21 protein-coding genes and 1 riboswitch are annotated in these 26,717 nt (G+C 44.3%); of the genes, 18 read left to right on the top strand and 3 right to left on the bottom strand.

Annotated elements, in window-relative coordinates; translation table 11 throughout:
• Positions 1 to 8 precede the first annotated feature (8 nt).
• The 12 genes from BLCOC_RS12225 to BLCOC_RS12280 are packed head-to-tail and all read left to right on the top strand — an operon-like array spanning position 9 to position 16,830.
• The gene (locus BLCOC_RS12225; RefSeq protein WP_115622325.1) at positions 9 to 2,141 is read left to right on the top strand and encodes an NAD-dependent epimerase/dehydratase family protein; all 2,133 of its coding nucleotides are present in this window, start codon (positions 9 to 11) and stop codon (positions 2,139 to 2,141) included.
• Positions 2,142 to 3,050, top strand: a complete 909-nt coding sequence (locus tag BLCOC_RS12230; RefSeq protein WP_115622326.1) for a hypothetical protein — start codon at positions 2,142 to 2,144, stop codon at positions 3,048 to 3,050.
• 10 nt (positions 3,051 to 3,060) lie between these two features.
• Complete coding sequence (locus tag BLCOC_RS12235) at positions 3,061 to 5,316, top strand: pilus assembly protein (RefSeq protein ID WP_115622327.1); 2,256 nt, start codon at positions 3,061 to 3,063, stop codon at positions 5,314 to 5,316.
• Complete coding sequence (locus tag BLCOC_RS12240; RefSeq protein WP_115622328.1) at positions 5,306 to 6,037, top strand: glycosyltransferase family 2 protein; 732 nt, start codon at positions 5,306 to 5,308, stop codon at positions 6,035 to 6,037. Before BLCOC_RS12235 ends, BLCOC_RS12240 begins: the two co-directional genes overlap by 11 nt.
• A gap of 10 nt (positions 6,038 to 6,047) precedes the next feature.
• Complete coding sequence (locus tag BLCOC_RS12245; RefSeq protein WP_165907241.1) at positions 6,048 to 7,697, top strand: DUF2194 domain-containing protein; 1,650 nt, start codon at positions 6,048 to 6,050, stop codon at positions 7,695 to 7,697.
• On the top strand, positions 7,694 to 9,115 hold the full coding sequence (gene pelF / locus BLCOC_RS12250; RefSeq protein WP_115622330.1) for a GT4 family glycosyltransferase PelF: 1,422 nt from the start codon (positions 7,694 to 7,696) through the stop codon (positions 9,113 to 9,115). Before BLCOC_RS12245 ends, pelF begins: the two co-directional genes overlap by 4 nt.
• Before the next feature lies 1 nt (position 9,116).
• Positions 9,117 to 10,559, top strand: a complete 1,443-nt coding sequence (gene pelG, locus BLCOC_RS12255) for an exopolysaccharide Pel transporter PelG (RefSeq protein ID WP_115622331.1) — start codon at positions 9,117 to 9,119, stop codon at positions 10,557 to 10,559.
• A gap of 33 nt (positions 10,560 to 10,592) precedes the next feature.
• Positions 10,593 to 12,092, top strand: a complete 1,500-nt coding sequence (locus BLCOC_RS12260; RefSeq protein ID WP_115622332.1) for a polysaccharide biosynthesis protein — start codon at positions 10,593 to 10,595, stop codon at positions 12,090 to 12,092.
• Positions 12,089 to 13,402 (top strand): hypothetical protein, encoded by a 1,314-nt coding sequence (locus BLCOC_RS12265; protein ID WP_115622333.1) that lies wholly within the window; start codon positions 12,089 to 12,091, stop codon positions 13,400 to 13,402. Before BLCOC_RS12260 ends, BLCOC_RS12265 begins: the two co-directional genes overlap by 4 nt.
• Before the next feature lie 13 nt (positions 13,403 to 13,415).
• Complete coding sequence (locus BLCOC_RS12270; protein WP_165907242.1) at positions 13,416 to 14,492, top strand: glycosyltransferase family 2 protein; 1,077 nt, start codon at positions 13,416 to 13,418, stop codon at positions 14,490 to 14,492.
• 12 nt (positions 14,493 to 14,504) lie between these two features.
• Positions 14,505 to 15,506, top strand: coding sequence for a glycosyltransferase family 2 protein (locus BLCOC_RS12275; protein WP_115622335.1), 1,002 nt, complete (start codon positions 14,505 to 14,507; stop codon positions 15,504 to 15,506).
• A gap of 16 nt (positions 15,507 to 15,522) precedes the next feature.
• Entirely contained in the window at positions 15,523 to 16,830 is a 1,308-nt protein-coding gene (locus BLCOC_RS12280) for a DUF4832 domain-containing protein (protein WP_115622336.1), read from the top strand.
• A gap of 10 nt (positions 16,831 to 16,840) precedes the next feature.
• Here the strand turns inward: BLCOC_RS12280 and BLCOC_RS12285 are convergent, their stop codons facing one another.
• Together BLCOC_RS12285 and BLCOC_RS12290 are read right to left on the bottom strand one after the other, a co-directional pair.
• Positions 16,841 to 18,388 carry an AraC family transcriptional regulator gene (locus BLCOC_RS12285; RefSeq protein WP_115622337.1) on the bottom strand — a complete coding sequence of 516 codons (1,548 nt, stop codon included), beginning with the start codon at positions 18,386 to 18,388 and terminating at the stop codon, positions 16,841 to 16,843.
• Positions 18,389 to 18,486: 98 nt separating this feature from the next.
• A complete protein-coding gene (locus tag BLCOC_RS12290; protein WP_115622338.1) occupies positions 18,487 to 19,443 on the bottom strand; it encodes a hypothetical protein in 957 nt (318 codons plus the stop codon).
• Between the two features lie 898 nt (positions 19,444 to 20,341).
• On the opposite strand from BLCOC_RS12290, the gene BLCOC_RS12295 reads away from it, so the two are divergent.
• The 3 genes from BLCOC_RS12295 to BLCOC_RS12305 all read left to right on the top strand — a co-directional run bounded on the left by BLCOC_RS12295 (position 20,342) and on the right by BLCOC_RS12305 (position 22,349).
• Complete coding sequence (locus BLCOC_RS12295) at positions 20,342 to 20,779, top strand: hypothetical protein (protein WP_115622340.1); 438 nt, start codon at positions 20,342 to 20,344, stop codon at positions 20,777 to 20,779.
• 201 nt (positions 20,780 to 20,980) lie between these two features.
• Positions 20,981 to 21,118: riboswitch (FMN riboswitch) on the top strand.
• A 66-nt stretch (positions 21,119 to 21,184) separates the two neighbouring features.
• Entirely contained in the window at positions 21,185 to 21,847 is a 663-nt protein-coding gene (locus tag BLCOC_RS12300; protein ID WP_115622341.1) for an ECF transporter S component, read from the top strand.
• A 16-nt stretch (positions 21,848 to 21,863) separates the two neighbouring features.
• Positions 21,864 to 22,349: a pyridoxamine 5'-phosphate oxidase family protein gene (locus BLCOC_RS12305; protein WP_029469360.1), complete on the top strand. Its 486-nt coding sequence runs from the start codon at positions 21,864 to 21,866 to the stop codon at positions 22,347 to 22,349.
• Between the two features lie 96 nt (positions 22,350 to 22,445).
• Here the strand turns inward: BLCOC_RS12305 and BLCOC_RS12310 are convergent, their stop codons facing one another.
• Positions 22,446 to 23,660 (bottom strand): enolase C-terminal domain-like protein, encoded by a 1,215-nt coding sequence (locus BLCOC_RS12310; protein WP_115622342.1) that lies wholly within the window; start codon positions 23,658 to 23,660, stop codon positions 22,446 to 22,448.
• Between the two features lie 369 nt (positions 23,661 to 24,029).
• Here BLCOC_RS12310 and BLCOC_RS12315 point away from each other — a divergent pair, with 369 nt between their 5' ends.
• The 3 genes from BLCOC_RS12315 (at position 24,030) to BLCOC_RS12325 (ending at position 26,542) form a co-directional block, all read left to right on the top strand.
• Positions 24,030 to 24,926, top strand: a complete 897-nt coding sequence (locus tag BLCOC_RS12315) for an AraC family transcriptional regulator (RefSeq protein ID WP_115622343.1) — start codon at positions 24,030 to 24,032, stop codon at positions 24,924 to 24,926.
• A gap of 151 nt (positions 24,927 to 25,077) precedes the next feature.
• Positions 25,078 to 25,935 carry a tyrosine-type recombinase/integrase gene (locus BLCOC_RS12320; protein WP_029469357.1) on the top strand — a complete coding sequence of 286 codons (858 nt, stop codon included), beginning with the start codon at positions 25,078 to 25,080 and terminating at the stop codon, positions 25,933 to 25,935.
• 346 nt (positions 25,936 to 26,281) lie between these two features.
• Positions 26,282 to 26,542, top strand: a complete 261-nt coding sequence (locus BLCOC_RS12325; RefSeq protein WP_029469356.1) for a hypothetical protein — start codon at positions 26,282 to 26,284, stop codon at positions 26,540 to 26,542.
• The last annotated feature ends 175 nt before the right edge of the window (positions 26,543 to 26,717 follow it).

The following is a 26,717-nucleotide window of genomic DNA, read 5'->3' on the forward strand; positions in this document are numbered from 1 at the left end:
GGAAGTTTATGAAAATATTGATATGCAGTAATTACGGAGATATCTGTAACCGTCTGATCGAGCGTCTGAAGAAAGAAAAGCAGGAAATCTATCTCATCACAGGAAGTCAGGAGACACAGAAGAATTCTGCTTTCCAGACTTATGCTTTTCCATATGGCAGTGAAAGTATCCCCCGAATTTTCAATAATGTGAGACCGGACATTATGATCGTTATGGGGTGTTTTGATCCTCTGTATAGCTGGAGAGATGAACAGAAGCAGTCTGTGGAATACATATCAGGTCTCAGCAATCTTATACTGGCTGCCAAGCATGCGGGAGTCAGGCAGATCGTCTATGCATCTACACTGGATGTCTATGAGCAGAACGGCAGGGAGGAGATTGTGAAAGAGACACTGCCTTTGGCAGGGAGTCTGAGACTAAAGACATTTCTTCAGGCAGAACGGCTGTTAAGCGAATTTGCAGAGGAATCCTTTGAGATGAGTGTTTTGCGGTTCCCTGAAATATATGGGAAACTGGATTATGACCGCTTTGATGTCTGTCAGAGAATGGTCAGAGAGTGTGTGGAGAATCAAAAAGGCACATATTATCCGGGAATCTATCACAGGATCCTCTATATGGATGACGCGGTAGAATGTATGATGCAGTGCGTTTTCCGGGAGAAGACAGAGTCAATGTACTGGATCAGAGGGGAAGAATACAAAGAAGAACAGATCGCTGACACTCTGAAAAAAATCTCTGAAAAAAGCGGCAGTCCGGTGGAATGGGAGTCATGCAGTCTTGAGGCGGAGGAAGTACCGCACAGGCTGGAATTGGATCATAAATTGTGCGGATATGATCTTGTCAGAATAAAATATCCAATGGAAACAGGACTAGAACACCTTTATCATCAATGCAGACAGAAGAATATAAAAGAAAATAAGAAAAAGCAGCTAAAGGAATCTGCCTGGGAAAAAGTAATGATCCCTGCGCTGGAGACAGTGGGCCTTTTTATCCTTATTGTCCTGTTGTCCCGATGGCTTTCCCACACATGGGTGAAAGACAGTCTGAATCTTTATTTGATCTATGTTGTCATCATTGCAGCGACCTATGGCATAGCCCATGGGCTTTTTGCCTCTGCGCTGTCTTCTGTGTTTCAGATCGCCGTACTGGTCAGCAGCAGCGGAATTCAGGTGTTTTCCAATGATTACAGTGTATTCGTAGGTATTCTGGAAATCGTTGTGGTAGGTGTTTTGACCGGTTTTATGCGGGACAAATATAAGAGAAAGAATAATGACCTTTCCGATGAAAATACATATCTGTCCAGTGAATTAAAGGATATTGAAAAGATCAATGACAGCAATGCCTATGTCAAACAGATATATGAGGAGAGACTGGTCAATTATAAAAACAGTATGGCGAAGCTGTACGAAATTACTGCCCAGCTTGACTTCATGGAGTCCAGAAAGGTTATGTTCGGGGCCATTAAGGTTATCATGAACATGATGGACACAAAAGATGTATCCATTTATGTTTCAAGCAAGAAGTCGGGATATTACAGGCTGAATGCTTCAGGTTCAGAAAAAGCAGCCGGCCTTGGACGTTCTCTCTGTATAGACCGCAGCAGCAGTCTTTACCGAACCATCTCAAAGAAAGAAGTTTTTGTAAACCGGGAAATGAACCCGGATTATCCGGTCTATGCAGGAGCCACGTACAGCGGTGATGAAATTGAAGCTGTTATTATGATATGGGTGGAAGACCTGAATAAGATCAATCTCTACTATACCAATATGGTGGCACTGCTGTGCAGGCTGATCGAGAAGGCAGTCACCCGGGCAATCCTGTATGAACAGTCCATCTTTCGGGATGCCTGTCTTGAAGGAACAGAGGTGCTGAATGAAACAGCAATGGCGAAGGCCATTCAGACGTGCCAGGAGGGGCGGAATCAGGGGCTTCTGGAGTATGTGATTCTGGAGACAGGGATAAAAGACGCTTCCGTTTTTGAACAGGTGCGCAGATATATACGTGATACAGATGTCCTAGGTCTGCATGAGGGAACGCTGTGGATACTGCTGACAAATACCAAAACAGAAGATGCCCAGTATGTAATTGCACGCATAGAGCAGGCCGGGCTGTCCAGTCAGATAGTTGAATGGAAGGAATAGATGTGGATTATGAAATGGCTGATTATACTTTTGATCGTCAATGCAGTCACTGCGCTGATTTATGTATTGATACAAATGGGAAGGATGAAATGGCAGAGAGGACTTACTGCCGGATTGTTTATGCTGGCTGTCCCCGTAGTAGGCGCTGTATTTCTGGCCATTTCAGAAGGGATCAATGTGCTTTTGTTCCGTAAAAGAGATTTTTTATTGGACAGCAGTGAGCTGAGTTTTAATAAACAAAGAACAAAAACAGTGAATGCGCCGGATATAGGAAAAAGCAGTGATCAGGTCCCTGTGGAGGAGGCTTTACTTGTCTCTGATAAAAAAGATAAGCGTCAGGTATTCATTGACCTGCTGAAAAAAGAGGATTACGAGAAATCTCTGGAAGTGATACGGCAGGCGGTAGAAGATGAGGATATGGAAATTTCCCATTTTGCATCTTCCTTTATCTCCGATACGGTCAGCCGGTATAAAGAACAGGAAGAACGTCTGAGGAAAAACTGTGAAGACAGAAAAGAAGAGTCCTTGGTCCGGTATGCAGAGTATCTTCTGAACATGCTGCAATATGATATTTTCAGTGTGCCGGAACGCCGTACTTATCTGGAACGCCTGGAGGGAGCCTTTAACCGCCTGGAGGAAAAAGAGAGTTCTCTGATCACGGGAACTATGCTGGCCCGGGCAATGACACTGTGGTCTAAACTAGGAGAACCGGGCAAAGAGGAACTGCTTGTGCAGACTGCGGAAAAATACGCACTGAAAGATTTAGAGGCATTGAAAATCTGCCTGAAATATTACATGAAAAAAGGAGAGCGTGAGAAATTCTTTGCACTTCTGGAAGAAGTGAAGAAATCGTCCCTGACACTGGACGGGGAAGTCCTGGAATGGTTACGCTTTTATGAACATAAGTGAGAGGTAGAAAATGATCGCAGCTAATATAACCAATATAATAGAATTCGCGGCCGGATACGCTTTGGTTGTTATCTTTCTGCCGTCGTTATGTTTTCACACCTTTGTCAGAGAAAAAGGGTGGCTGTACCGTATCTGTTTTTATCAGACAATAGGCAATGTATATCTTATCAGCATAGGCTATTTGCTGGCCTATATGAAATGTTTTTACAGATGGTCTGTTTTGATCTTTATGGTGCTGATCCCTCTGCTCCTGAATCTTTTGGTAAGGCGTAAGTCTGCAGCAGCTTTTTTAAGGGAACGCAGGAAGAACATCAAAGACATTGCCGCCGGCGTCTACGGCAGGAGAAAACTGAGGCGTGACCTTTTTATGATAGGGAAAGACCGTGTACAGAATTATTACAGAGAGAATATTAAGGGGAATCTGTTGGAATTGGCGCTGGTTTTCCTGGTCATGGCCTTTGTACTGTATTTTTTCGGAATGTATAAATTTACATCCGCAGCCTATGGGCACACGGATGAGGAGACTCATTTATACTGGATACAGTCCCTTTTGGACAATAATATTTTTCCGGTAGGTATGTATCCCTTTGGGCTTCACTTTTTAACAGGAGTTATTTCTACGGTTTTGGGTATCTCGGCAGTCCGTACATATTTGAACATCGCTGTATTTTCAACCTTTATGATATTTCTGTCTGTCTATATACTGTTGAGAAGCCTGATAAGATCCAGATTCGCGGCTCTTGGAGCCTGGGCAGTCTTTGCTGTCTCTGACATTTTTACCACTGTAACCTATTTCCGCTTTCAGTTTTCCTTTCCCATGGAATTCGGGCTTGTGGCTTTAATGCTGATGCTTCTGGGGTTGATCTCCTATGTAAAAGAAAAAGAAAATACGTCTCTGTGGATGTTTATTCTGTCGGTTTTCTGGTGCTTTCAGGCACATTTCTATGTGGCTATCATAGCAGGGATCCTGTGCGTTTGCTTTGGTATTGTGTTCTGTGTGCGGATGCTGAGAGATAAGATGCTTTTCAAAGTGATCGCAGGGGGAATCCTGGCTCTCATTTTATCAATGCTTCCTTACGGATGCGGATATCTTTTGGGGTATCCATTTGAGCGTTCCATAAACTGGGCACTTTCCATTATGCAGGGGGATTATGGAATGGAGACACTGGAGCAGCAGTATGAGGAGGAAACAGAGAAGGCATCCCAGAATGCTTCCGGGGAGGAGAAGGACGATGAGGATGAGCCGGAATTTGATCTGAGCAAGGTACATTCCCCAGAGGATGCAGTGCGGACCGTACTTGAGATGCTTGCCTCAAAGACTGTCAGCAGTATGTTTTATGCAAAGATCATTCTGGCTTTGAATGCGTTTGCTCTGCTGTATGGACTGTTCGGGATCATATTCGCAAAAGAGAAGTGGCAGTACCTCATTTATGTATTTCTGGCATTGGCCTGGGTTGCATTATTCGCATTGCATTCCTGTTATCTTGTGGGAGCGCCCGTGTTGGTGGAGATGTACCGGGCAGCCACCTTCCTCGCTGTATTTACGGTTCCGCTTTTGGCTATGCCGGGGCAGTTTTGCTACGATTGTCTGATAAGATGCGGCGTACAAAAGAAAATAGCGGATTATCTGGTTTTAGCGGCGGGATGTGCAGTCATGGGTGCGATTTGCAGCCATGGGGCAGTTAAAAAAGGGAGATATTTTGAAATGACCGTGACAGAGGCAGATATGCGTGTCTGCCTGGATTTGATCGATAATTATAAAAAGGAAACCTGGACGGTTATGTCCACTACCAATGACCTTTCCGCTGTATCGAGGGACGGATACCATTATGAAATACTGGATCTTTTGGATAAGCTGGAAAAGAATAAACGAAAGATTTTCATCCCGACAAAATACATTTTTGTGGTAACAGAAAAAAATGTGACACAGTATTACGATTCAAAAAGAAAGATAGACCGCAGCAATGTTATAGATTTCACAGTACCCGTATCTCCTGAACTGGCACGGCAGGATTTGGATATTCCCGAGGAGGGCAGCAAAGGAAGGGACAGACTGTATTATTTTCAGCGGCAGATCGTCATGTCTAAGCTGTATTACTGGATGGAACAGATGAAGGTGGTCTTTCCCAATGAGATTTCTGTTTACTATGAGGATGACTGTGTCACCGTTTATAAAATACAGCAGGATGAATATTTTCTGCTGAATCTTGCAGTGGACTATACAAAAAGTATACCGGCAGAGGAGGAGGATGGAAATGGATCATAAAGTGGTTTTGGTGATACCTGCCTATAATGAGCAGGCAAATATCGGAAATGTGCTGCGCAAAATACAGGAGATCAATACAGATCACTGGCTGGACGTGGTGGTGATCGACGATGGATCTTCTGACAATACCTATGGTGAGGCCCTGGCGTGTAAGGTTACAGTGATAAGGCAGGTTTATAATATGGGATACGGAGCTGCACTTCAGACAGGTTATAAATACGCGGTAGAGCACGGATATGAATATCTGCTGCAGATGGATGCAGACGGACAGCATGATGTGAGAAATCTAGAACGGATTTACAAAAAACTGACTGCCATACAGGAGAGACAGCCGGACATTGTCATAGGCTCCCGTTTTTTATCTGCAAGCCAGACATACCCTGTCTCTAAGATCAGGCTGGTAGCGATCCGTATGTTCCGTTTTGTGATCCGCAGACTGACGGGATATATCCTGACTGACCCCACAAGCGGACTGCAGGGACTGAACCGCAGAGCCTTTTCCTGTTATGCCTCATATAGCAATTTTGATATTAAATACCCGGATCTCAACATGATACTTCAAATGCTTCTTCGGGGATACCATATAACAGAGGTACCTGCTATCATGCATATCCGCACAGAGGGAATTGCCATGCATTCAGGGGCTGCCCATGCTGTGAAATATATGATACTCATGTGTCTGAGCACATTTAATGCGTTTATTCGTTATAAAAGAAAGTAAGGGAGATTTTGTGGACAGAAAAAAATTTCAGACGAAAAACCAACTGAAAAGATATACCTATGTATATATTGTTCTCATCCTTTTTCTTTTGCTGTCTGCATTTCTGCTGCTGGCTAACCTGTCTAAAATCATGATGTGGGCAGAGAATAAGAAGGAGAAGCCGCCAAGCACAGCAACAGCAAAAGCGGAAGATGCGGTACAGGACAGTGAACTGGAGCGCGCACACGCCTGTGTCATTGGCAGTGGGAACCCAGATCTGCGGGAATTGATCGGTCTTCAGATGACAGTTATGAAAGAGAGCCTTGGCAGTGTGCAGTCCATAGACGATCTGAGAGACAGGGAACTTCCGGAATTAAAGCTCCTGATCATAACAACAGAAAAAATAACAGAACAGGATACGGAGTGGCTGGAAGAACAGGTGAAAAAGAGAAAACATGTATTTTTTGCGGTATTTCCCGATGATACAAGTCTCAAGAGCAGAAGACTCAGAAATCTTTTGGGGATATACCGGCTGGGGAAAGAAACTGTTTATGAGGCCATGAGAACGTCCCAGAACCTGCTTCTCGGCACGATCTCAGAGAGTGAAGATTCTCATATACCGGCCAGGGAGATAGAGTTAAAGAAACAGACCCAGATATATATTTCTGCGCTTTTGGAAGATGAGGATGTGGAGAATGAAGACCTGCCACCTCTGTTCTGGAGCTATGTGGGAGAGAAAGGCGACGGCTTTGTGTATGTGAGCAATGGACAGCTTGCCGAGACTCCTTTGGGATACGCAATGCTCAGTATGATTTTCTGTGACCTGTCGGAAACCTATATCTATCCTGTGGTGAATGCATACTGCGTGGCTGTAAAAGGCATGCCTTATGTTTCAAATATAAGATCAGATATATTGGAAAAACACTATTCCCGTGATGCAAGAGGCGTTCAGAGGGATTTGTTTTATCCGGAATTAAAGCGGTGCTCAGATATCTATGGTATCCGTTTTTCTTACTTTACTCCTGATTACGGAAGTGATGCCCTTGAAAAAGAAGGGGAACTGGTTTATTTCTGTCAGGAAATAGAGGCGGCCAAAGGAGAGATCAGTCGTATTCTCTTGGACGGAACTATGGAGATTGTAGACAGCAGCAGCCGGGCGGTTGAATGGACTGAGGATTTTCAGTTCCGGGATGGTAAGGACCAAAGACTTAATGTGCCGCTGCTCCTTGACAATATGTCTGATTATCTCCAGGAGAGGCAGTTTGTGGACGGAGGTCTGCGGGGGCTTGGAATGATAACCGGGCTTATAGACATTCCTGAGATCCTGGAGGATGAAGATGAGGATGAAAAGCTGGAATGGATGGAATACTGCAAGATCATGGAAACTGCCATGGGTACACATAAGAAATATTATCCATGGATTGACAGGGTAACGCTCAGCGAAGCTGCCGGGAGAATTGAAAATCTGCTGGCTATAGAGCCAAAGTATACCTACAGCAGTGACGGAGTCAGAATAGATATCGGAAACTTTGAGAAAGAGGCATATTTTTATATGCAGACACCCAATAAGATCACGGGCACAGAAGGCGGCGAGATAACAAAAATCGGCGAGGAGCTTTATATGATCCGTGCAAATAACAGTCAGGTGAAGATTGACTGGAAACAGGAAGTGATGGAATGAGAGTTTGTCTGATCGTGGAAGGGGCATATCCCTATGTAAATGGCGGCATGTCCAACTGGATACAGCAGCTTATGCTGTATATGAAGGATACAGAGTTTATCGTACAGAGTATAGCAGCCAAGAGGGAGGAGACCAGGAGCTTTAAATATCAAATCCCGGATAACTGTCTGGAAATCCAGGAAGTTTATCTGCTGGATGATGATTATATGAGCAACAGGCGCCAAAAGAGACTGAAAATGACCTCTGAGGAATACGAAGCTTTTGAAGGACTTCTGTTCGGCAAAGAGGTGGACTGGAAGACCATCATCCGCTTTTTTGCGGAGAAGGAGGTGTCCCTGAATGCGCTTTTGTCAGGAGAAGATTTTCTGAGCATGGTTCTGGCTTACTATAAAGAGCATTTTGCAAGGATTCCTTTTACGGACTTTCTCTGGACTATGCGGTCCATGTACCTGCCGCTGTTTACCATGCTGAAATCAAGGACTACAGAAGCAGATCTGTATCACTCAGCCTCCAGCGGATACGCAGGTATCTGGGGAGCCATGCAGAGATATCTCTATGACAAACCCTTTATTATGTCTGAGCATGGGATCTACACCCGGGAACGGGAGGAGGAGATCATTAAAGCAGACTGGGTAAAGGGGATATATAAGGATCTGTGGATCATGCAGTTCAGAAAAGTGGGAATGTGCTGCTATGATTTCGCGGATCAGGTGGTTGCCTTATTTGAGGAGGCCAGACAGTTCCAGATCGAGCTTGGATGCAGTGAGAACAAGACAATGGTGATACCAAATGGTGTGGATTCCCACAAGTTTGAGAATATTCCCCAAAAACAGGAGGAAGATCCCTTTATCCATGTGGGTGCAGTACTGAGGGTAACGCCGATTAAAGATGTAAAAACCATGATCGGAGCTTTTGGCCTTGCAAAAAGCAAAGAGCCGAGACTGAAGCTCTGGATCATGGGGTCTCTGGAAGAGTCTGAGGAATACGCACAGGAGTGCCGCAAAATGGTGGCTGACCTGAATATACAGGACGTGGAATTTACCGGTATTGTAAATATTAAGGATTATATCGGAAAAATGGATATTTTACTGCTGACCAGTTTAAGTGAAGGCCAGCCTCTGGCAATTTTGGAAGGATTTGCGGCTAAAAAACCATTCATAGCCACCAATGTGGGAAACTGCCGGGGATTGATCCAGGGAGAATTTGACGACTGGGGAGATGCGGGATATATTGCACCTGTAATGAACACTTCCAAGATCGCCAATGCAATTCTGGATTTGGCCGGCAGCCCGGAAAAACGGAAGAGAATGGGCGAAACCGGCTACCGCAGAGTCTGTACCTTTTATGACGAAAAAAATATTTTTGAACAGTATTATCAGTTATATAAGAGGATGGCAGAAAAAGAAAAGGTGAAATAATATGGCTGGAATAGGATTTGAACTTAAAAAAATATACCGTAAAGAAGGAATAGCCAGAGCAGTGGCAGGGGGCATATACAGTTCGGTTGTCACGATCGGGCCAACAGTTGTGGTGATCGTCACCTTATTGTTTTTGTACCTTGCCCTGAACATGATGAAGGTTTCTTTTATGACAAGGGAGCTTTTATCCTCCACAATTTTGTATGTGTTTATATTTTCTATTATACTGACAGCCCCGTTCAATGCGGTGTTCTCCAGATATCTGGCAGATAAATTCTATATGGACGAATATGCCAACATTCTGCCCTCATTTTATACAGGTATACTCATACTGGGAATTCTGGGAACCGGAATATCTATACCTGTGATGCTGAGTCTATATTTCAGAGGGGGCATTGATCTGCTATTTATATTGGCGGCATATGTGTTTTGGATGTCATCTGTCCTGTTGTTTTTTTCTGTCACCTATCTGCACGCAACAAAGGATTATAAGATAATAGCCATATTTTTTCTGGTGGGTATGCTGGTGGTAGTGCTGACAGCCCTGGTATTCCGGTTTGTCTTGAGAGCGGACAGGATACATTCCATACTGTACGGGATGGCAGCGGGGTTTCTGACCATCGCTGTGCTGGAGTTCTCCTATATCAAGAGATATTTCAGGACAGTGAGTCAGAATTATACGGAATGCCTTTGGTATCTGGTTCACCATGGGAAGATATGGCTGACGCAGTTGCTTTATATGCTGGGTCTGTATGTCCACAATTTTATATTCTGGACAACACAGCAGCGGTTGACCGTAGCACAGACATATCACAGCCATCAGTCATATGATATGGCTTCCTGTCTCGCTATGTTCACCAATATTTCCACTATGATTCTTTTTACAGTGGTGGCGGAGACCAGGTTTCACGAGGCCTATCAGGATTATATGGAATCTATTATCGGAGGAACCTACAAAGCCATACAGAAAAACAAAAAAATCATGTTTCGTACCTTATCACAGCAGATTGGACAGGTCTTTGGTATGCAGTTGGCAATTACCTCTGTCATTTTCCTGGTGCTGCTGATATTTGGCCCTTATATAGGCTTTTCAGGGATGATCATGGAGATCTATCCTGTTCTGGCGGTGAGTTATCTGGGAATCTTCCTGTTGTATGGGAATCTGGTATATCTGTATTATTTTGACGATACCAAGGGAACGCTGCTGTCAGCTCTGGCATATTTTGCGGGTACAGTTCTGGGAACACTTGTTTCCAAGAATCTTCCGGTGGCTTTTTACGGGATGGGAGCTTTTTTCGGAATGCTCTGTGGTTTTACTGCCAGCTACTTCAGGATCCGGTATCTGGAAAAGAATTTTGAAGCCCATATATTCTGCCACTATAAAATCATAGATACGATGAAGTCTTCCCAAAAAGGCAGGATCGTGTATCAAAAACAGGCTTGAGTATCTTATAAAATGTGAAAAGGAGGCGTGACAGTGAGTGGAGGGGACAGCAGACTGCAGAGTAATGTGATCATAGGAGTGTTTCATCAGGTTCTTTCTCTGCTTATCAATATGGTTTCCAAATATGCGGTCAGAACATATCTGGGTGTGGAATATCTGGGACTGCAGACCGTATTTGGAAATTTCTGCGACATTTTCACATTTGCCTTTATGGGGATCGGCACCGCCATGATGTACAGTCTGTACCGCCCGCTGGCACTTGGAAAGCGGAAGGAACAGGCGGAGATCTATCAGTATTACAGGAGGATCTACCGTATTCTTACTGTGGCGGTAATGAGTATAGGAAGTGCAGCCGTTTTTCTTGTACTGGTAGTTGTACATGCGGATATCAGAGTCATGGAGATCACAGGCACTTATTTCCTCTATCTTGGGTCTGTGCTTATCTATAACCGCCTGTTTCTGGAATATTATTATATCATGGCGGATCAGAAGAGATATATCTGCTGCCTGGTTATGAGCACAGTGGACGGCGCGGCGCTGGTGTTTCAGGTTTTTGTGCTGAAAACAGCTTATAATTACTCGTTGTTTTTGCTCTGCGTGCTGGTTAAAAATATCATCACATACTTTATACTTCACAGCTATATCAAACGCAGGTATTCTTATCTTCTGCAGGAAGAAGGAATGCCGGGTACGGCAGAACAGAAAGAAATCCGGAAAAATGTAAAAGATCTGATCATTTACAGGGCAGGAAATGTACTGGTGAACAGTACGGACAGTATTGTTATCTCAGATCTTCTCAGCACAGCCACAGCAGGCTGTTATTCCAATTATATGTTTGTGAGTATGGGGATCCAGAGCATGATCTCAAGCTTTTTTGATTCTATTTTAGCGAAAATAGGACATTCTGTCAGCCTGGATGGCCGGGATAAGCAATACAGTGATTTTTTAAAGCTCTCTGCAGTTAATATTATGGTGAATGGGATTACAGTCATAGGATTTTATTGGCTGGTACAGGATTTTATCAGTCTTTGGATGGGAGCAGAGGTTTTGCTGGATATGAAGGTCCCGGCTATTGTTGCCCTGAACCTGTATTTGACCGGAATCCGGCAGACTACGGCAGCTTACAGACAATCGGCGGGACTGTTTCAGAAGGTGGGATACATTGTTTTGGGAAAGGGACTGCTCAATCTTGTCCTGTCCTATATCCTGGGAGCTGTATACGGCCTTATGGGAATTTTGACGGCAACGGCAGTCTCATCAGTGATAACTCTTTATTTTTATGAGCCGTATATGGTTTACCGATATTTCGGAAAATCCTGGAAACCGGAGGCTGTTTATCAGATCGTCAGCGGAGGATTGACTTATGTGATCTTGAGGATCGTTGGCATTCCAATGCAGGCTATGCCTGCCCATTCCTGGTTTTGGCTCTGCATAAAGGGCATGCTGTGTCTGCTGCTTTCTTTGGTGTGCTTTTTTCTGTTTGGAGCTGTGGTATCAAAGATTATAAAAAAGTTGGGGGAAAAACAGCTATGAAAGGGGAAAAGAAGTATTCCGTTCTGATACTATGGCCTTCCAGTGCTTCCGAGGAGGGGCAGAGGAAGGCAGAACATCTTCTGGAACAGTGGAAGATTCCTGTATACGAAAAAAAGATATCCATGCGTATGACTCTCTCGGAATTCACGGAGTTTATTTACTCTGTTTATCACAGGGAGCCCTGGGCGGATAAATGGAAGAATGTAAAAAATAAGGCTTCCTGGTGTTACGCGGAGGGGTATCCGGTTGTATTTTATAAACTGGAAGGGAAAAAGCTGCCCCAGATCCAGGTGATAAAGCAGGAGTTAAGAAACACTTTTAAAATGCAGAAGAATTCTGTGCATTTGGTGGAAAAATGCAGGGAAGAAACATGGGAAAAGATCAATAAAAAGGCAGCAGGCCAATACCAGGGAGTGATAAAAGAGGTTTTTCATAAATATCCCTATGTATGCAGTTCTCTTCGCCTTAAGGGGCATGAACTGGCGGAAGAAGAGACTGTGGACGCGGGTGTGCTGTGGAATCCTTTAAGATTTGACTTAAATTCCAAGATCATATATATTGAAGCGCTGAAGAAGGAAAAAGATATCCCGGACGCTCTGGCTCTTTACAAGCGGCATATAGAAGTTTTCTGCGGCGGCAGAGTGGTGGAAGCCGGTAACCAGGCAAAGGATGGAATGGGAAAATATGTGGAAACACTGCATAGTTTATACCGGCTGTTCCGGGAAGGGCAGGAGATTCCGGGGGATCCCATACCGGTGGATGAGGATTATGCGGCACTGGACGGTTCCCACCGCACTGCGCTGGCCTGGTGCTTTGACAGGAGACTGAGAATCTACCACATTGCGAAAAAACGCAGATTTACCTGGGACTATTTGTTTTTCAGAAAACGGGGAATGGCAGAAGCGGATCTGCTGAAAATGGCTCATAAGTATTATGAGGAGCACCCTATGTATTGTCTGGTATTCAGAGGAAAGAGAAGAGAAGCCCCGTTACATAGGAAATTGAGCGGATTCTGCTCTCCGGTCTATATAAAAAGGCTGAAGAAGAATAACAGTTGCTATGTATTTCTGGACAGGGAGTTTGACAACAGGGAAAAAGTGACGGAGGAAGTACAGGGGATTTTTAAAAGAAACAGCATTGTCTGTTTGAAAAGCCGGCAGACAATGGATGCGGCTTTTGCAGAGCTTTTACGTGAAAATGAAGAGGTGGGAAGTCTGCAAAAAAATGCCGGTAAAGTCAGAAGAAAAATAGTATATTTGTACTTTGTACTGCTTCGTGCCATAAAGCAGAGACTGGGGATGCCGGTATAGAGGAGGGATGAAGATGAACAGGACTGAGATCAGTTTCATTATCCCGGTATATAACGGGGCAGCCTGTATTAAAAAAATGCTGTCCTCTATTTTGCGGGAGAGGGATATCTGCTTCGAGGTAATTGTTGTGGACGATGGATCTACAGATGAAACGGGAAGGCTTTGTGATGAGCTTGCAGACAGAGAACCAAGATTGTCAGTATATCACACCAAAAACCAGGGACAGGGAAAAGCAAGAAATTACGGGATGAAGAGAGCGCAGGGAAAATATCTGTTTTTTGCCGATGCAGACGACAAGGTGGAGTGGAGCGGAATCCGCATATTGCTTAAGAAAGCCGAAGCCGGGAAATGCGATCTTGTCTGTGGTTCCTATAAGAGGATTGACAGCAGAGGCGAAGAGGAAGTGGGCAAAGATCTGCCGGAAGGTTATCTGGGGAAAAAGGGAAGCCGCGATGAAATATCCAGATATCACAAGGTTAAGACTTCAAGTCTTTTCGGCTATGTGTGGAATAAACTATACAGAAGGGAATTTCTGGATGAAAACGGGCTTTTCTTTGATGATGTCAGAAGAATATACATGGAAGACACCCTATTTAATCTGAAGGTTTTCTGCAAAGATCCGGTCTATTATCTGTGCCCTGTATGTGTGTATCAGTATGACGTAACGGGGGCGTCCACCACCAGAAGGCCGGACACGAAGATCGCGGAAAAAAGTGTAAGAACCCTTTCTTTCTATTCGCGTTTTCTCAGAGAAGAGAAAAAAGAGGATGAGAACAGGGAGCTTTTTGTTCCTCTTGCCATGCGTATGTTCTGCTGGGCACTGGTGAGAAATATTCCTCATGAAGGAATTTCGTTGAAAAGGCTTAAAGGCAGAGTCAGAGTATTTTTAAAGGAACCGTCCTTTTTTAAAATGGTGAGAGATAAAAACAGCTTTGCTGCGTTGTCAAGCCTTCCGGTGTGGGAGGAACGCTTTTTTTACAGCTCATGCCTTTGGATGCTGGGCGGGAAAATAAGACAGGAGATACTGGCGGTCATGTTCTTGCTGGCATATCCTGTCATGAAACTATATATTAAAAGCCGAGTAAAATAAGAGGAAATCATTATGAAATGTAAAATCAGTGTTATCGTTCCGGTCTATAATGTAAAGCCGTATCTTCCAAAATGCATAGGGTCTTTACTGGGACAGACATTCTCGGATTATGAGATCATACTGGTGGATGACGGCTCCTTGGACGGGAGCGGTGATCTGTGCGATATGTATGCGGAGCAGGATAACATACGGGTCATCCATCAGAAAAACGGAGGACTGTCGGCAGCCCGCAATACGGGGACCGTATATGCGGATGGAGAATACTTAACCTATCTGGACAGTGATGACTATGTGGCTCCCCGGTATTTGGAATGTCTGTATCATAATATCATAAAATATAAGGCGGATGTTTCCGTATGCGGGTATCGTCTGGCCTGGGAGCATGAGGATGGTACCGTCACTGAAGAAAAAGAGAAAAAGGAACAGGTGATGGAATACTGCATAAGCGGACATGCTGCGGCAGCCAGGATCGTGGAGAAAAACGAACGCGGTATGATCGTGGCGTGGGGAAAGCTGTATCATAGGAAGTGGAAGGAACTGCTGGTCTATCCTGAAGGGCGGATCAATGAGGATGAATTTGTGACATACAAGATTTTGTATGAATCCCGTCATGTGGCAGTCACGACCAGGAAATATTACTGCTATCGCCAGAGGGAGGGCAGTATCATGTCCGAAGGCTATAATGAAAGGCGTTTGGATAAGCTGGCAGCTCTGAGAGAGTGCGCAGAATATTTTGAAAAAAAAGGTGACAGAAGGGAGACGGCATATGCCAGAAAGCGGTATCTGCTGAATGTTCAAATATCCTGGTACCGTGTGTGGAAATACATGCCCAACAGAAAAAAACTTCTAACACATCTGGAGCAGGAACATAGAAAATATTACCGTAAATATAACAGATGTATCCGCAGAGCAGAAAACGCTGCTGACCGGATCGCTGTCATGATATTCCGTCTGTGTCCCAGGATATATGCCGGGATCTGTGAGGTGGTTTTGAAACTGAATCCTCAGATTTAAAGGAAAGGAAACTGCATTGAAGAAAAGAATGATTCTATTTGTTCTGCTTCTGATCATTCTGATCTTATGTCTGTATCAGGGACGGAATAAGTATCGGACATGGACAGGGGAAGAAACTTCTGAAGCTTTTACCAATCCGCGGACAGGCTGGTACTGTCAGTATGATATTCATGACACAGAGGCTATGCGGAGAGAAGCAGAGAAAAATAATGCACTTAAGATTGTACTTCTGACTATGGATCTGAAAAAGGAGGCGGACAAAGAGCAGCTTTCCGCTGAAATTCTGGACGCATTGGAGCAGGCGCTTCTGGCAGCAGAGGAGGCTGGGGTTTCTGTGATCTTCAGGGCGGCATACGATTGGAAGGGAGAATATGAGGATCCTCCCCGCAGCCATATACTGTCACACACCGGAGAGATCTGCGGGGTATTAAACAGACATGCACAGCAGATCATGGGCGTGCAGGCCGGCTTTTTAGGGCCCTGGGGAGAATGGCATGCTACAGACTATGTGGAATACGACACAAAAGAAAAACCATTTCAGATAGAATTTCTGGAACATCTGCTGGAGAATCTGGATGTACGTATTCCTGTCGGGGTGAGAAAGCCCCAGTTTATCCGGCAAGCTTTAAAATATGATCTCAAAACAGACCGTCTGGGAATTTATAATGACGGCCTGTTCGGATCGGATACAGACCTGGGCACTTACAAAGACGGAGAGAAGGACAGGAGAGAAAGTCTTGAATTTCTTGAGAAGACAGTCTCCACTTCCTTTAACGGCGGGGAAATGCCTTATGTTTCGGAGGTTTCGGATGTAAATAATGCGGTAAAAGAGCTTTCTATGATGCATGCCTCATATTTAAACGGCTATGCGGACCAGGCAGTTATCAGCCAATGGAAAGAACAGACCTTTGAAGATATGTCAGGTTATGATTATATTACGTCACACCTGGGATACCGAATATGGGTAGAGAAAGTTCGTTTCCCGCAGAAATTGAAAAAAGGAAAGGAAGTTACCGTGGAAGGGACAGTGAAAAACAGTGGTTTTTCTTATATTCCCTCTGATATGGAGGCTTTTCTGAAGATTCAGTCAGAAGATTCCCAACAGATACTTCCTCTTTCTTTTTCAGCAGACGCCAAAGACAAAGGGGAATTTTACGTGGATTTTGTGCCGGATGGCCGCTTTGGAAAGGATGAGAAGACAGAAGAGCTTGATATTTATATCATGTTCGGACTGCCCGGAACAGAGAAAATAGAACCTGTCAGACTGGCAAATGAAGGGTATTTCACAGAAGGCGGATGGTTTTTAATAGGAGATGACAGGTAAGGGGCAGTTGTCACATTACCCCTTTCCTGCATTGTACAGGCGTCACGCCGGTATAGACTTTGAACATTTTAGAAAACTGACGATAGTCATCATATCCGACAGCTATGGCAATGGAACTGACAGACTCATCGGTGGTGAGCAGAAGCTGCTTTGCCTGCTGCATGCGGCGCATAGTCAGATAGTGTTTTATACTGACACCTGTTTCTGCCTTAAAACACTGGCTCAGATAGGACGGGCTTACGTTGAGGCGTTTGGCAATATCGCTTACAGACAGGGGCTGCGTATAGTGTTCTTCTATATGCCGGAGAACCTGGCGGACCACCCTGTTGCTGATATTATGTGTCTTTACCTGCTGTTTTGCCAGGGTGTTGATACAGTCCAGCACGCGGGCATAGCTTTCCTCTATGGTGCCTAATTGTGTGGTCAGTACAAGCCAGGGGCTGTCAATGGTCTCCATCAGCAGTTTGACAGACAGTTCGTCTTTCAGGGACTTCAGAATGGATTCGCTTACCAGATAATACAGCTTATAACTCATACTGGGTTTGACGATCTTGAGATAAAGATGCCGGATCAGTTTAGGAAGCTCCTCATTGCTGATATCAAAACTGAGATAATGTTCAATGGCGTCAATGGTGTTCTGGATCTCATCTCTGCTGAACCAGCGCTGATGGGTCTTGATATAATCATTGGAGATGGCGACTGCCTCCCGGCAGAAAAAACGGTAGGCACAGGTCCTTTTAAAATCCTGATGTCCCCGGCTGATATCCTCCGGTCCCTGCAGCAGGTCACTGATAAAACAGTTGGAGGAGATTTGTCCGGCGGCTTTTGAAAATTCCAGTGCCAGATGGTCTGCCTGCTGCCGCCTTGTACGGGCGCAGGAAGGGCGGGAAGCATTCACAAGGATATAGGCAAAGGAGATATCTGAAAAGATGATTTCTCCTCCCTGGTTTTCTTCCAGTATCAGCAGGAAATCCTCCAGACGCAGTGCATGAAGGAAATAATGGATCGATTTGTTTACCGGGTAATCCACCAGTGCGGTTTTGTCAAGCTCCCACATAAACAGATAAAAATCCGATGAATGAATGTGCAGATCATATTGTTTTCTGGAGCTTTCAAATTCTTCCTCGGTAACACCGTACAGCATCATTTTCATGGCTTCCCTTCGCTCCAAATGACGGAAGGCGTCCGGAAAACGATTCTTCCAGCTCTGATGGGGATATTGCAGTGACACCACATGTTTTCCTTCGGCTGCGGTGAGGAAAAAATCATGGAGCCTGTTGTCCCGCTGTGTGGTTTCTACAAAGCAGCAGACACCGTTCTCGTGGAGTTCAAACAACAGAAAAAGGCGCGCAGTACATGCATGATAGATGGCAGCCAGGCAGTCCTGAATGCGGGATGCCGGCCTTTGGATCATCAGGATCACCGCAACCGGAGAAAAGCTCAGAGTTTCATCCACAGATGGAAGCCTGTCTGTATACAGTACATGATGTCCATGTTGGTTTCCGGCCCGGATAAAGCCGGGCTTCATGTCAGCATTTCCAAAAACTAAGATTTTCATATATCGGTTTGCCGCCTCCCTTTTGTCCTCTGGATCTTAAATGATAAAACGGCCGGAACCTAGGAATCCTTTTCCTTGTTCCGGCCGTTTTCAACTGCTTATTTTATAAGATGGCCGCGCACATAACATTTATGTTTGGAAAGAATGGCTTCCGCTTCCGTCTCTGCTTTTTTTGGGTCAGCCGCGTATAGGGCGTACAGCTCTTCAATGGCCCGAAGCCCGAAACCTTCACAGTTATAATCAAAGAGTACGGCTTTGTCAGGGGCTGTGATCTCGCCTGAGAGGTGGGTGGGAATATGCAGCACGTCACGCTCCTTGGCAGTAAACGGCTCCATGCCGTCTATGCGTACCTCCACAGAACCTTCCTGAACAATGAAAAGACTGTAGAAGGGATTTTGGGCACTCCAGCTTAACTGGAAACCAGGCTCCATACAGAGCTGCCAGATTTCTTTGTGTCCCTTTGTCTCCCAGCGTGCAACCTTCTGCCGCAGTTCGCATCCCTCAAATTTATAGATACACAGACCACTGTTGTAGGGACGAATCTGATAAATCTGCTCTTTGGGAACTGTCTCTGTGACAGGGGTATAAGTATAGTAGAGACTGTCAGTGCTCTGGCCGTCTTTTGCCATGTCGAATTCAGTTTTATTATATTCTTTAAAACGCAGGTTGGCAATACAATCTTCGCCCATCTGGGTTTCCTGGAACAGCTCCCGCCATATGGTTCCCGCGTCGATCCAGGTGAATTTGTGTGGGGTATAGGCTGCCAGATGGACAATGTCGCCTTTGGTGCAAACAGCTTTTTTGCCGCAGATCTCGGTCAGTACAGAACCGCCGTCCACAAGAAAGGTTTCTACACCGCGGGTATGTTCATGATAACACATCTCATGGTTGGGATCCACGTAAACCGTGTCCAGCAATTCGTTGTGCTGGTAAGGCCCGTATGGTTCGATCAGGTATTTGGAATAAGTCTTTTTTCCACCGTAGTATTCGTCAAAGTCCATGAGCCAGGTCTTTTCCGGGTCAATGTGAATGGGGTGAAGGGTATACTTTGTCATAATGTGTCCTCCTTGATCTTTTCTTTTGCCGGTTACAATCATGCGGATGACAGAGATCCACTGATCATTTATTGTTATATTATAGCAGGGAATGTTTTCTTTTCGGTATCTTTATTTTGGTAAAATGTGTGCTTTTTATCGTAAGATATACCGTTGCAGGAAAAGGAGAATGGCTTACAAAAGCTTATACTTATGGGGATAAATGCGCATACGTAAAAAATATTTTGCTTAAAGTGTGGTTTTTTTTAAAGTACAGTCAGCGGCCTTTTTTTGGCAGTACCGGTTTTACTGAAATCCGGCAGTAAGTGTTTTCCTGCGCAAAACGTCTTCCGGCACAGCGGCCTGCGGACAGTAACCGAAGTTAAACTTTCCGGAATTCTTTCAGAGCTGCCATTGCCTGACAGAAAGAGATTATGGTATATTTAGTATAGAGGTTAAGCAGAGCAGGCAGCGCTGTAATACAATAAAGTTTTGTGTGTTTTACAGGGGAGAAGTACCGGGAGAAGAATCGTGATTTCCCAAAAGCCGTGGAAGTGGCAGCGCAGGATTTAAAAAGGCAGAAGTAAGCGAGTCATCCTTGGGAGGAGGGGGATCATACCGGAAATATAGAGAAAATTCCTGCAGGCCTTGAACAAATGTGGGATAGCGCATCTTGCATTTGAAGTAGACGATGTTGAAAAGACATTGCTGCTATTGCTTGAAAAAGGCGGTAAACAGATTGGAGAACTGGTAAAGGCAGAATATGAAGGCGGTCTTTGTATATGCGGCTGATTGTGAAGGAAATATTATTGAGATACAAAGCTGGTCGGAATAGATCATGAAATCCTATGATTTCAATGTTATAAATTCCGGCTTTTAAGGTGAACAAATTTGAGCTTGAAAAGGAGCGAAAAGTAAAATGTGTGAAGAATGTTACTCTGATGAAAATAGAGCTACTCCATTATTAAATCCCTTGGACTGTTTAGAAAACCACACGCAGTATATATGTGGAACCTGTGGCCGCTGCATTTGTATTGAACATGATAAAAATAGAGGATTACAAAGGTGGAATTTTCCGTTCAGGTCGTTAGAAATTGCAAAACTCTATTTACGAACGGCTGACTATACAACAAAAAAGCCGTGTGGTATTTATGAAATAGAAAATAGCAAAGGCAGAGTATCCTATAAAATATTTGCGGATGATGAGGAGTTGCATATTTTCCTGAAAAAAAATAAAGATAAGAAATGCAGACAAATATCCCCGGTCTTTACAGTTGGAGAATATAAAGAATATCCACATACAGAAGTACGGAAATTAACTGCTGATGAAATAAAAGGATATATGAGTGAACGCTGAATTTCAGCTTGTTAAAAATTTGAAGCTGTTGAGGTGACACTAAAGACAGTACGGAAGGGTTGATCTGGATGCTCTTTTCAAGGCATTGGATCATGCACGTTGAGGCAATCTCATATTTTTGTTTACATATGGAAAAGTATGGTATATAATCAAAGACAACAGACGATGTTTACTACATTTCTGATTTCAAAAAATGAATATTGAAGTCTTTGTGGCAGGGTGCAAGTCCCTACCGATGGTATAGTCCATGACCCGCTTTGGCGGCTGAGCTGGTGACTCCTTGATCGAAAAAGGGGAATTCCAGCACCGACGGTATAGTCCGGATGAGAAAAGACATTTTCTGTGAAACTACGCCCGGAGCATATCTTATGTCCCGGGCTCATTTTTTTGAAGGAGGATACGACAATGGACCAGACAAACGAAACAACCAATGCAGCTTTTGACCATGGAATGAGGGCCGTAACCGGTACGAAAATGCGGGTGAAGAAGACAGCATTTATCGGCCTTATGGGGGCAGTGAGCGCTGTTCTCATGCTTTTCAGATTTCCGCTTCCTTTTATGCCGCCCTTTATGTCCTTTGACTTGTCGGGATTGATGGAGATGCTGGGCGGGTTTATGTTCGGCCCGGGTGCGGCACTCATGATCATTGTGGTAAAGATACTGCTGCAGCTTGTCATGCAGGGCAGCTTTTCTCTGGGAACCGGCGAGCTGCAGAATTTTATCCTGAGCTTCTGCTATGTTATGCCGGCGCTGCTGATCTATCACAGGCATAAGACAAAGAAGACGGCATTAGCCGGCATGGGTGTCAGCACGGTACTGGTGGGAATTGTGGCAATTTTTACAAATCTGTACCTGATCATTCCGTTTTATGTGCGTCTGTTTGGCATGACTATGGATGAGATCATATCCATGTGCAGTGCTGTGAATCCGGCTATGAAAAATGCCTTTTCCATGGCAGTTTTAGGAATCCTGCCCTTCAATCTGATCAAGTATGGAGTGACGTCAGTTTTGACATTTCTGTTGTACAAAAGATTGAGCAGGGTGATCAGGAGTATTGTAGAAAAATAAAGGGGGATAAACAAAAATGAAATTTACAATGGACAAATCTATCAGCTATGAGGACGCTGTAGGACGTATGTTTGAAATGCTGGGAAACAGTAAGATCATGGCACTGGCGTCCAGCCTCGACGACTATGTTATGGTGAGGAATGTGAGCTGCCTTTTTTACGATGATAAGATCTATTTTAAAACAGATAAGAATTTCAGAAAGACGAAACAGCTTCTGGAAAATCCCAATGTAGCTCTGTGCTGGAGCGGCGTCCAGGTAGAGGGAACAGCCTTGAACAAAGGACTTGTTGTGGAAGAACCAGGAAGAAGATTTGAAGAGGGATACAAAAAATATCTGTGGGAGAGCTACAACAAATACAGCCACGAGGATACAGAAATCCTTATAGAAGTGTCACCGAGATATGTGGAGATCTGGGATACAAGTGAAGACGGATATGCGTATCAGCTTTTTATTGACTTTGATAAAAAGTCTGTAGAGGTGAAACCATACGATAAGAAATAAAGATTAAAGGTAACTATTAAGTTACTGAGCCACTGCCTTATGGGTATCATAAAGTACCGGACTTTGTGATACCCATAACTGCTTTTGAGATATACTTTACGGGCGGACAGCAGTACCGTCCGGCAGGCGTGAGAAAAGCCAGCCAAAGTCCATGTCTGTATAAGGGAATTTAGCCGCTTCCTTCTCATCAAAATCAATTCCGATCCCGGGACGGTCACTTAAGCAGGCATACCCGTTTATGACTTCCGGACATCCGGGGAAAATTGCTTTTTCAGCCTCGTTAAAACCACTGAACTCCTGGATGCCGAAGTTTGTACATGCCAGATCCAGATGCATCTGTGCAGTCATTCCCACAGGTGACAGGTCGTTAGGCCCGTGCCAGGCAGTGCGCACACCATAGGCTTCGCAGAAATGCGCCAGCTTTTTGGCCGGAGTAAGACCTCCGATATCACTGACATGAACACGTATAAAGTCGATCCACTGGTTTTGTACAAGAGTCTTCCACTCCACAGGATTGGTGAAAAGCTCTCCCATTGCCAGAGGGATAGTGGTCTGTTCCCGTATGATCTTAAAATAATCGGCCTGTTCGGGCGGAAGCGCGTCCTCCAGGAAAAATAATTTGTAGGGTTCCAGATCTTTGGCAAGGCATAGAGTATCTGCCAGAGGCAGCCTTTCATGTACATCATGCATGATTTCCAGGTCCCATCCGAAGTCTTTTCTGATCTGTTCAAACATTTTTACAACGCTCTGCATATAAAGTTTTGGATGGTAATAAGCACCTGACGGGGCATTTTCAGGCCGGGTTATGGTCTGCATACTGCCGCCTGCATTGCCTCCGTACAGACCCAGATGGCATCGGATGTAACGGTAGCCCTGTTCCATATATTCATGGATCTTATCCTCCACCTGTTCCATGGTGGTTCCGTCCGCATGGCGGTATACAGCGATTCCCTCCCGGCACTTGCCGCCGAACAGACTGTAGAGGGGCATGTTGGCAAGCTTGCCTTTTATGTCCCAGAGTGCCTCGTCAACACCGGAGAGTGCATTGTTGAGTACCGGACCGCCGCGCCAGTAGGAACTGCCCATCATGGACTGCCAGATGTCTTCAATATTGTGGACCGACTTGCCAAGCAGCATGGGTTTTAAATATTCTTCCACAGCAGTGACAACTGTTTTACATCTCCAGGTGAATGTGGCACAGCCGATACCGTATAATTCCGGTTCTGAGGTTTCCACTTTGACAACTACCAGATTGATATTCTGCGGCGCTGTGATAAAGGTTTTAATATCCCGAATTGTGATTTCTTTCATGATGACCTCCGTATTTTTAATGCCCTGCCGGACTGTTAGGTGATGCTATGATTTTTAATGTTTGACAGGTGCATTTTTTAAGCTGCTGCTAAAAGCACACTTAAGAGTGTGTTTCGCAGTCTGTGCAGCAGTAAATATTACATTATAATATATAACATTTTTGGTGAATCAATAGTGATTATTATTTGGTGAAAAATCACCATTTTTTTGTCAGATATTTTCAAAAAATCAAAAAAGAGATATACTGAAGCGTAAAAGCAGCGGCAGCTATAAAAGCAGCGACAGCTATAAAAGCAGCGACAGCTATAAAAGCGGTGAGCGGTGAACTGTTACAAATAGTAAATAATAAAAACAGCCGGAGGTGCAGCGATGCAGATCAAGGTAAATGATTATGAGGAGACGGAACATTTTCGGGCTATCTGTGAGGACTGTTATAATATCTCGAGAACATGTGGTTATGACAGGCTCACAATGTCTCATATCCACAACACAAGCGAAATTCTTTTTGTGGAATCAGGGGAGGCGGATTATTACATAGCGGGAAAGAAATATCATGTGGAGCCATATGATATTCTTGTCATTGGGGCTATGGAATTCCACAGAAGCGTGATCACGGATCCACCGTATCAGAGATATGGGCTTACGATAAAACCTGCATATCTAAGAGGGATGATACCGGATAAAGACTTGCAGAAGGTATTTTCCACGCCGCCTGCAGAACGTTTCGTCGAATCTTATAAGCATATAGATCCGAAGATTTTTGCTAAACTGATAGGTCTGCTTCAGGATCTGGCAGAGGAACAGCAGGGAGAAAAGGATTACCGGGCACAGATGCAGAGGGGTGTCCTGACCCAGACAGCAGTGCTTCTGTTCAGAGTTCTTCGTATGGAAAGAGAAGCGGGGGAGATATCTGCCGCCGATACAGCCATGAGGGAAATAAAGGATCATATTGACCTTCATTTCCAGGAAAGGCTTACACTGGAGACTTTGAGCCGGCGCTTTTATCTCCATCCGTCCACCATCAGCAAGGAATTCAAGCGCTGCTGCGGACATAACCTGAACAAATACATCAACATGGTAAGGATCTGCCGTGCAGCCTCTCTATTGGAAACCGGTACAGACAGTGTGGCTGAGATTTCTGTCAAATGTGGTTATGAAAGTGAAAACACATTCTTGAGACAGTTTCGGTCTATTATGGGGATGTCACCTCTTCAATACCGGAAGTCTATGCGAGAATGGATGAGGAAAATGAGTGAGGGGAAATAGGCCTGCAGTCCGGGTAGAAAAATAAAAAGCAGTCTGCAGTCCGGCAGCAAAACACTTATTTGGTAAATGCTGGTAATTCCTTTACAGCGATTGCGTTATTCTCCCCAAAAGCTATAATAGTGGAATAACGTCATACACAGGAGGCCTGCCAATGCAGAAAGAAATTACCTTTACCATGAAGACAGAATTGATCGAAGAATTTTCCTGTCACTTATACAGACAGGAGAAGACAGAGGCAACCATCAGGAAATATTCCACAGATTTAAGAACATTTTTGGGATATCTGGGGAATGACAGGCAAGTACACAGAATCCGTCTTTTGGAGTACAAAGAATGGCTGAGACAGCAGTATGCAGTGAGCAGCGCCAACTCCATGCTGGCGGCAGTCAACTGTTTTTTAGATTATATGTGTTTTCCAGAATTGAAAGTGAAAAGTTATAAAGTACAGAAGCGTATGTTTTTGGATTCGGAAAAAGAAATGACAAAGAGGGAGTACCAAAAACTGGTAGAGACAGCAAGGAGAAAGGAGAAAAGCCAGCTTGCCCTGATACTGGAGTCAATCTGTGCTACCGGTGTCAGGGTAAGCGAACTGAAGTATCTGACAGTAAAGAACCTTCAGGGAGGTCGTCTGGAAGTGTCCAATAAAGGGAAAACACGTATTGTCCTGATTCCGGAGAGCCTGCGGAAAAAACTTTTATGTTATGCCGGAAAGCAGGGAATCAAATCAGGTCCTATTTTTGTCACCAGAAATGGGAAACCCAAAGACAGAAGCAATATATGGACAGAAATGAAACTATTGGCAGAGCAGGCAGGAATTAAACCGAAAAAAGTCTTCCCGCATAATCTGCGCCATCTTTTTGCCCGTTCTTTTTATAAGACAACAAATAATCTTGCTGCACTGGCAGACGTTCTGGGACACAGCAGTCTTGAGGTGACAAGGATCTACACAGCAGATACGCTGAAGAAATTTCAGGGAATGATAGAACAACTGGATTTGATCGTTCCATAAAAAACGAGACATTAACACTACATAATAAGAATTATGTAGTTAATCTGAACGTTAATGCATCTGGTTAATAGAAATTTTAATACATATGGCAAAAAATGTCAACAAAATATGCTCGGTTTGTCTTTTAAGGACAGCGGGGTAATGAAATTATCTGAGATTTCCAATTCTTATACATATCAAAAAGAAGCCTGCAGGCAGATAAAAGCAGGCTCAAAAGAAAAGACGGCATATTCTGCTGTACCTCTCATAAGATTCCTTTAGAAGATGATCTTTTATTACCACATAATTCTTATTATGTAGTTAGAAAACAGCCGCAGGAAGGACAGAAAGCCGGAGGGAGCAGGGTATGATTGAAACAGGTCGAAAAAAGTTCCTCAGAAAAAGTAAAGAAATTAAAAACAGAATGCCAAACCATGTGGAAGAGATGGGACTTGGCAGAAAACTGACAGATAAACTGAAGAGTCACAGGATTGAGTATGTCACGGATATCCTGTCATGCACAGAGAAGGAACTGCGGGAAACCGTAGTGCTGAATGACAAGGAGATGTCTTTGCTGCGGGAAAAGATGAGAGAATTCCAGCTTGATTTTTGGGATGAGCTGTTTTGAATTTGTATCTTGGTTGCGGCTTTGGGGATGAGCCGGTGATCTTCCTTTCATTCAAAAATTTTCCCTGGCAGAAATAGAAAAGGTACGGCTGTCCAGCCTGCCTGAAGGGTTATCGTTATTGCCAAAATTAGAATTAGTGGTAAGATTATAATATAGCCAAAGGAAAATGCAAGAA

Source organism: Blautia coccoides, assembly GCF_034355335.1.
GTDB classification, from domain to species: Bacteria; Bacillota; Clostridia; order Lachnospirales; family Lachnospiraceae; genus Blautia; species Blautia producta.

Excerpts from the sequence above, each read along its gene's own strand:
- BLCOC_RS12225 (WP_115622325.1), top strand. The coding sequence starts at position 9 with ATGAAAATATTGATATGCAGTAATTACGGAGATATCTGTAACCGTCTG.
- BLCOC_RS12230 (WP_115622326.1), top strand. The coding sequence starts at position 2,142 with ATGTGGATTATGAAATGGCTGATTATACTTTTGATCGTCAATGCAGTC.
- BLCOC_RS12235 (WP_115622327.1), top strand. The coding sequence starts at position 3,061 with ATGATCGCAGCTAATATAACCAATATAATAGAATTCGCGGCCGGATAC.
- BLCOC_RS12240 (WP_115622328.1), top strand. The coding sequence starts at position 5,306 with ATGGATCATAAAGTGGTTTTGGTGATACCTGCCTATAATGAGCAGGCA.
- pelF (WP_115622330.1), top strand. The coding sequence starts at position 7,694 with ATGAGAGTTTGTCTGATCGTGGAAGGGGCATATCCCTATGTAAATGGC.
- pelG (WP_115622331.1), top strand. The coding sequence starts at position 9,117 with ATGGCTGGAATAGGATTTGAACTTAAAAAAATATACCGTAAAGAAGGA.
- BLCOC_RS12265 (WP_115622333.1), top strand. The coding sequence starts at position 12,089 with ATGAAAGGGGAAAAGAAGTATTCCGTTCTGATACTATGGCCTTCCAGT.
- BLCOC_RS12270 (WP_165907242.1), top strand. The coding sequence starts at position 13,416 with ATGAACAGGACTGAGATCAGTTTCATTATCCCGGTATATAACGGGGCA.
- BLCOC_RS12275 (WP_115622335.1), top strand. The coding sequence starts at position 14,505 with ATGAAATGTAAAATCAGTGTTATCGTTCCGGTCTATAATGTAAAGCCG.
- BLCOC_RS12285 (WP_115622337.1), bottom strand. The coding sequence starts at position 18,388 with ATGAAAATCTTAGTTTTTGGAAATGCTGACATGAAGCCCGGCTTTATC.
- BLCOC_RS12290 (WP_115622338.1), bottom strand. The coding sequence starts at position 19,443 with ATGACAAAGTATACCCTTCACCCCATTCACATTGACCCGGAAAAGACC.
- BLCOC_RS12295 (WP_115622340.1), top strand. The coding sequence starts at position 20,342 with ATGTGTGAAGAATGTTACTCTGATGAAAATAGAGCTACTCCATTATTA.
- BLCOC_RS12300 (WP_115622341.1), top strand. The coding sequence starts at position 21,185 with ATGGACCAGACAAACGAAACAACCAATGCAGCTTTTGACCATGGAATG.
- BLCOC_RS12305 (WP_029469360.1), top strand. The coding sequence starts at position 21,864 with ATGAAATTTACAATGGACAAATCTATCAGCTATGAGGACGCTGTAGGA.
- BLCOC_RS12310 (WP_115622342.1), bottom strand. The coding sequence starts at position 23,660 with ATGAAAGAAATCACAATTCGGGATATTAAAACCTTTATCACAGCGCCG.
- BLCOC_RS12315 (WP_115622343.1), top strand. The coding sequence starts at position 24,030 with ATGCAGATCAAGGTAAATGATTATGAGGAGACGGAACATTTTCGGGCT.
- BLCOC_RS12320 (WP_029469357.1), top strand. The coding sequence starts at position 25,078 with ATGCAGAAAGAAATTACCTTTACCATGAAGACAGAATTGATCGAAGAA.
- BLCOC_RS12325 (WP_029469356.1), top strand. The coding sequence starts at position 26,282 with ATGATTGAAACAGGTCGAAAAAAGTTCCTCAGAAAAAGTAAAGAAATT.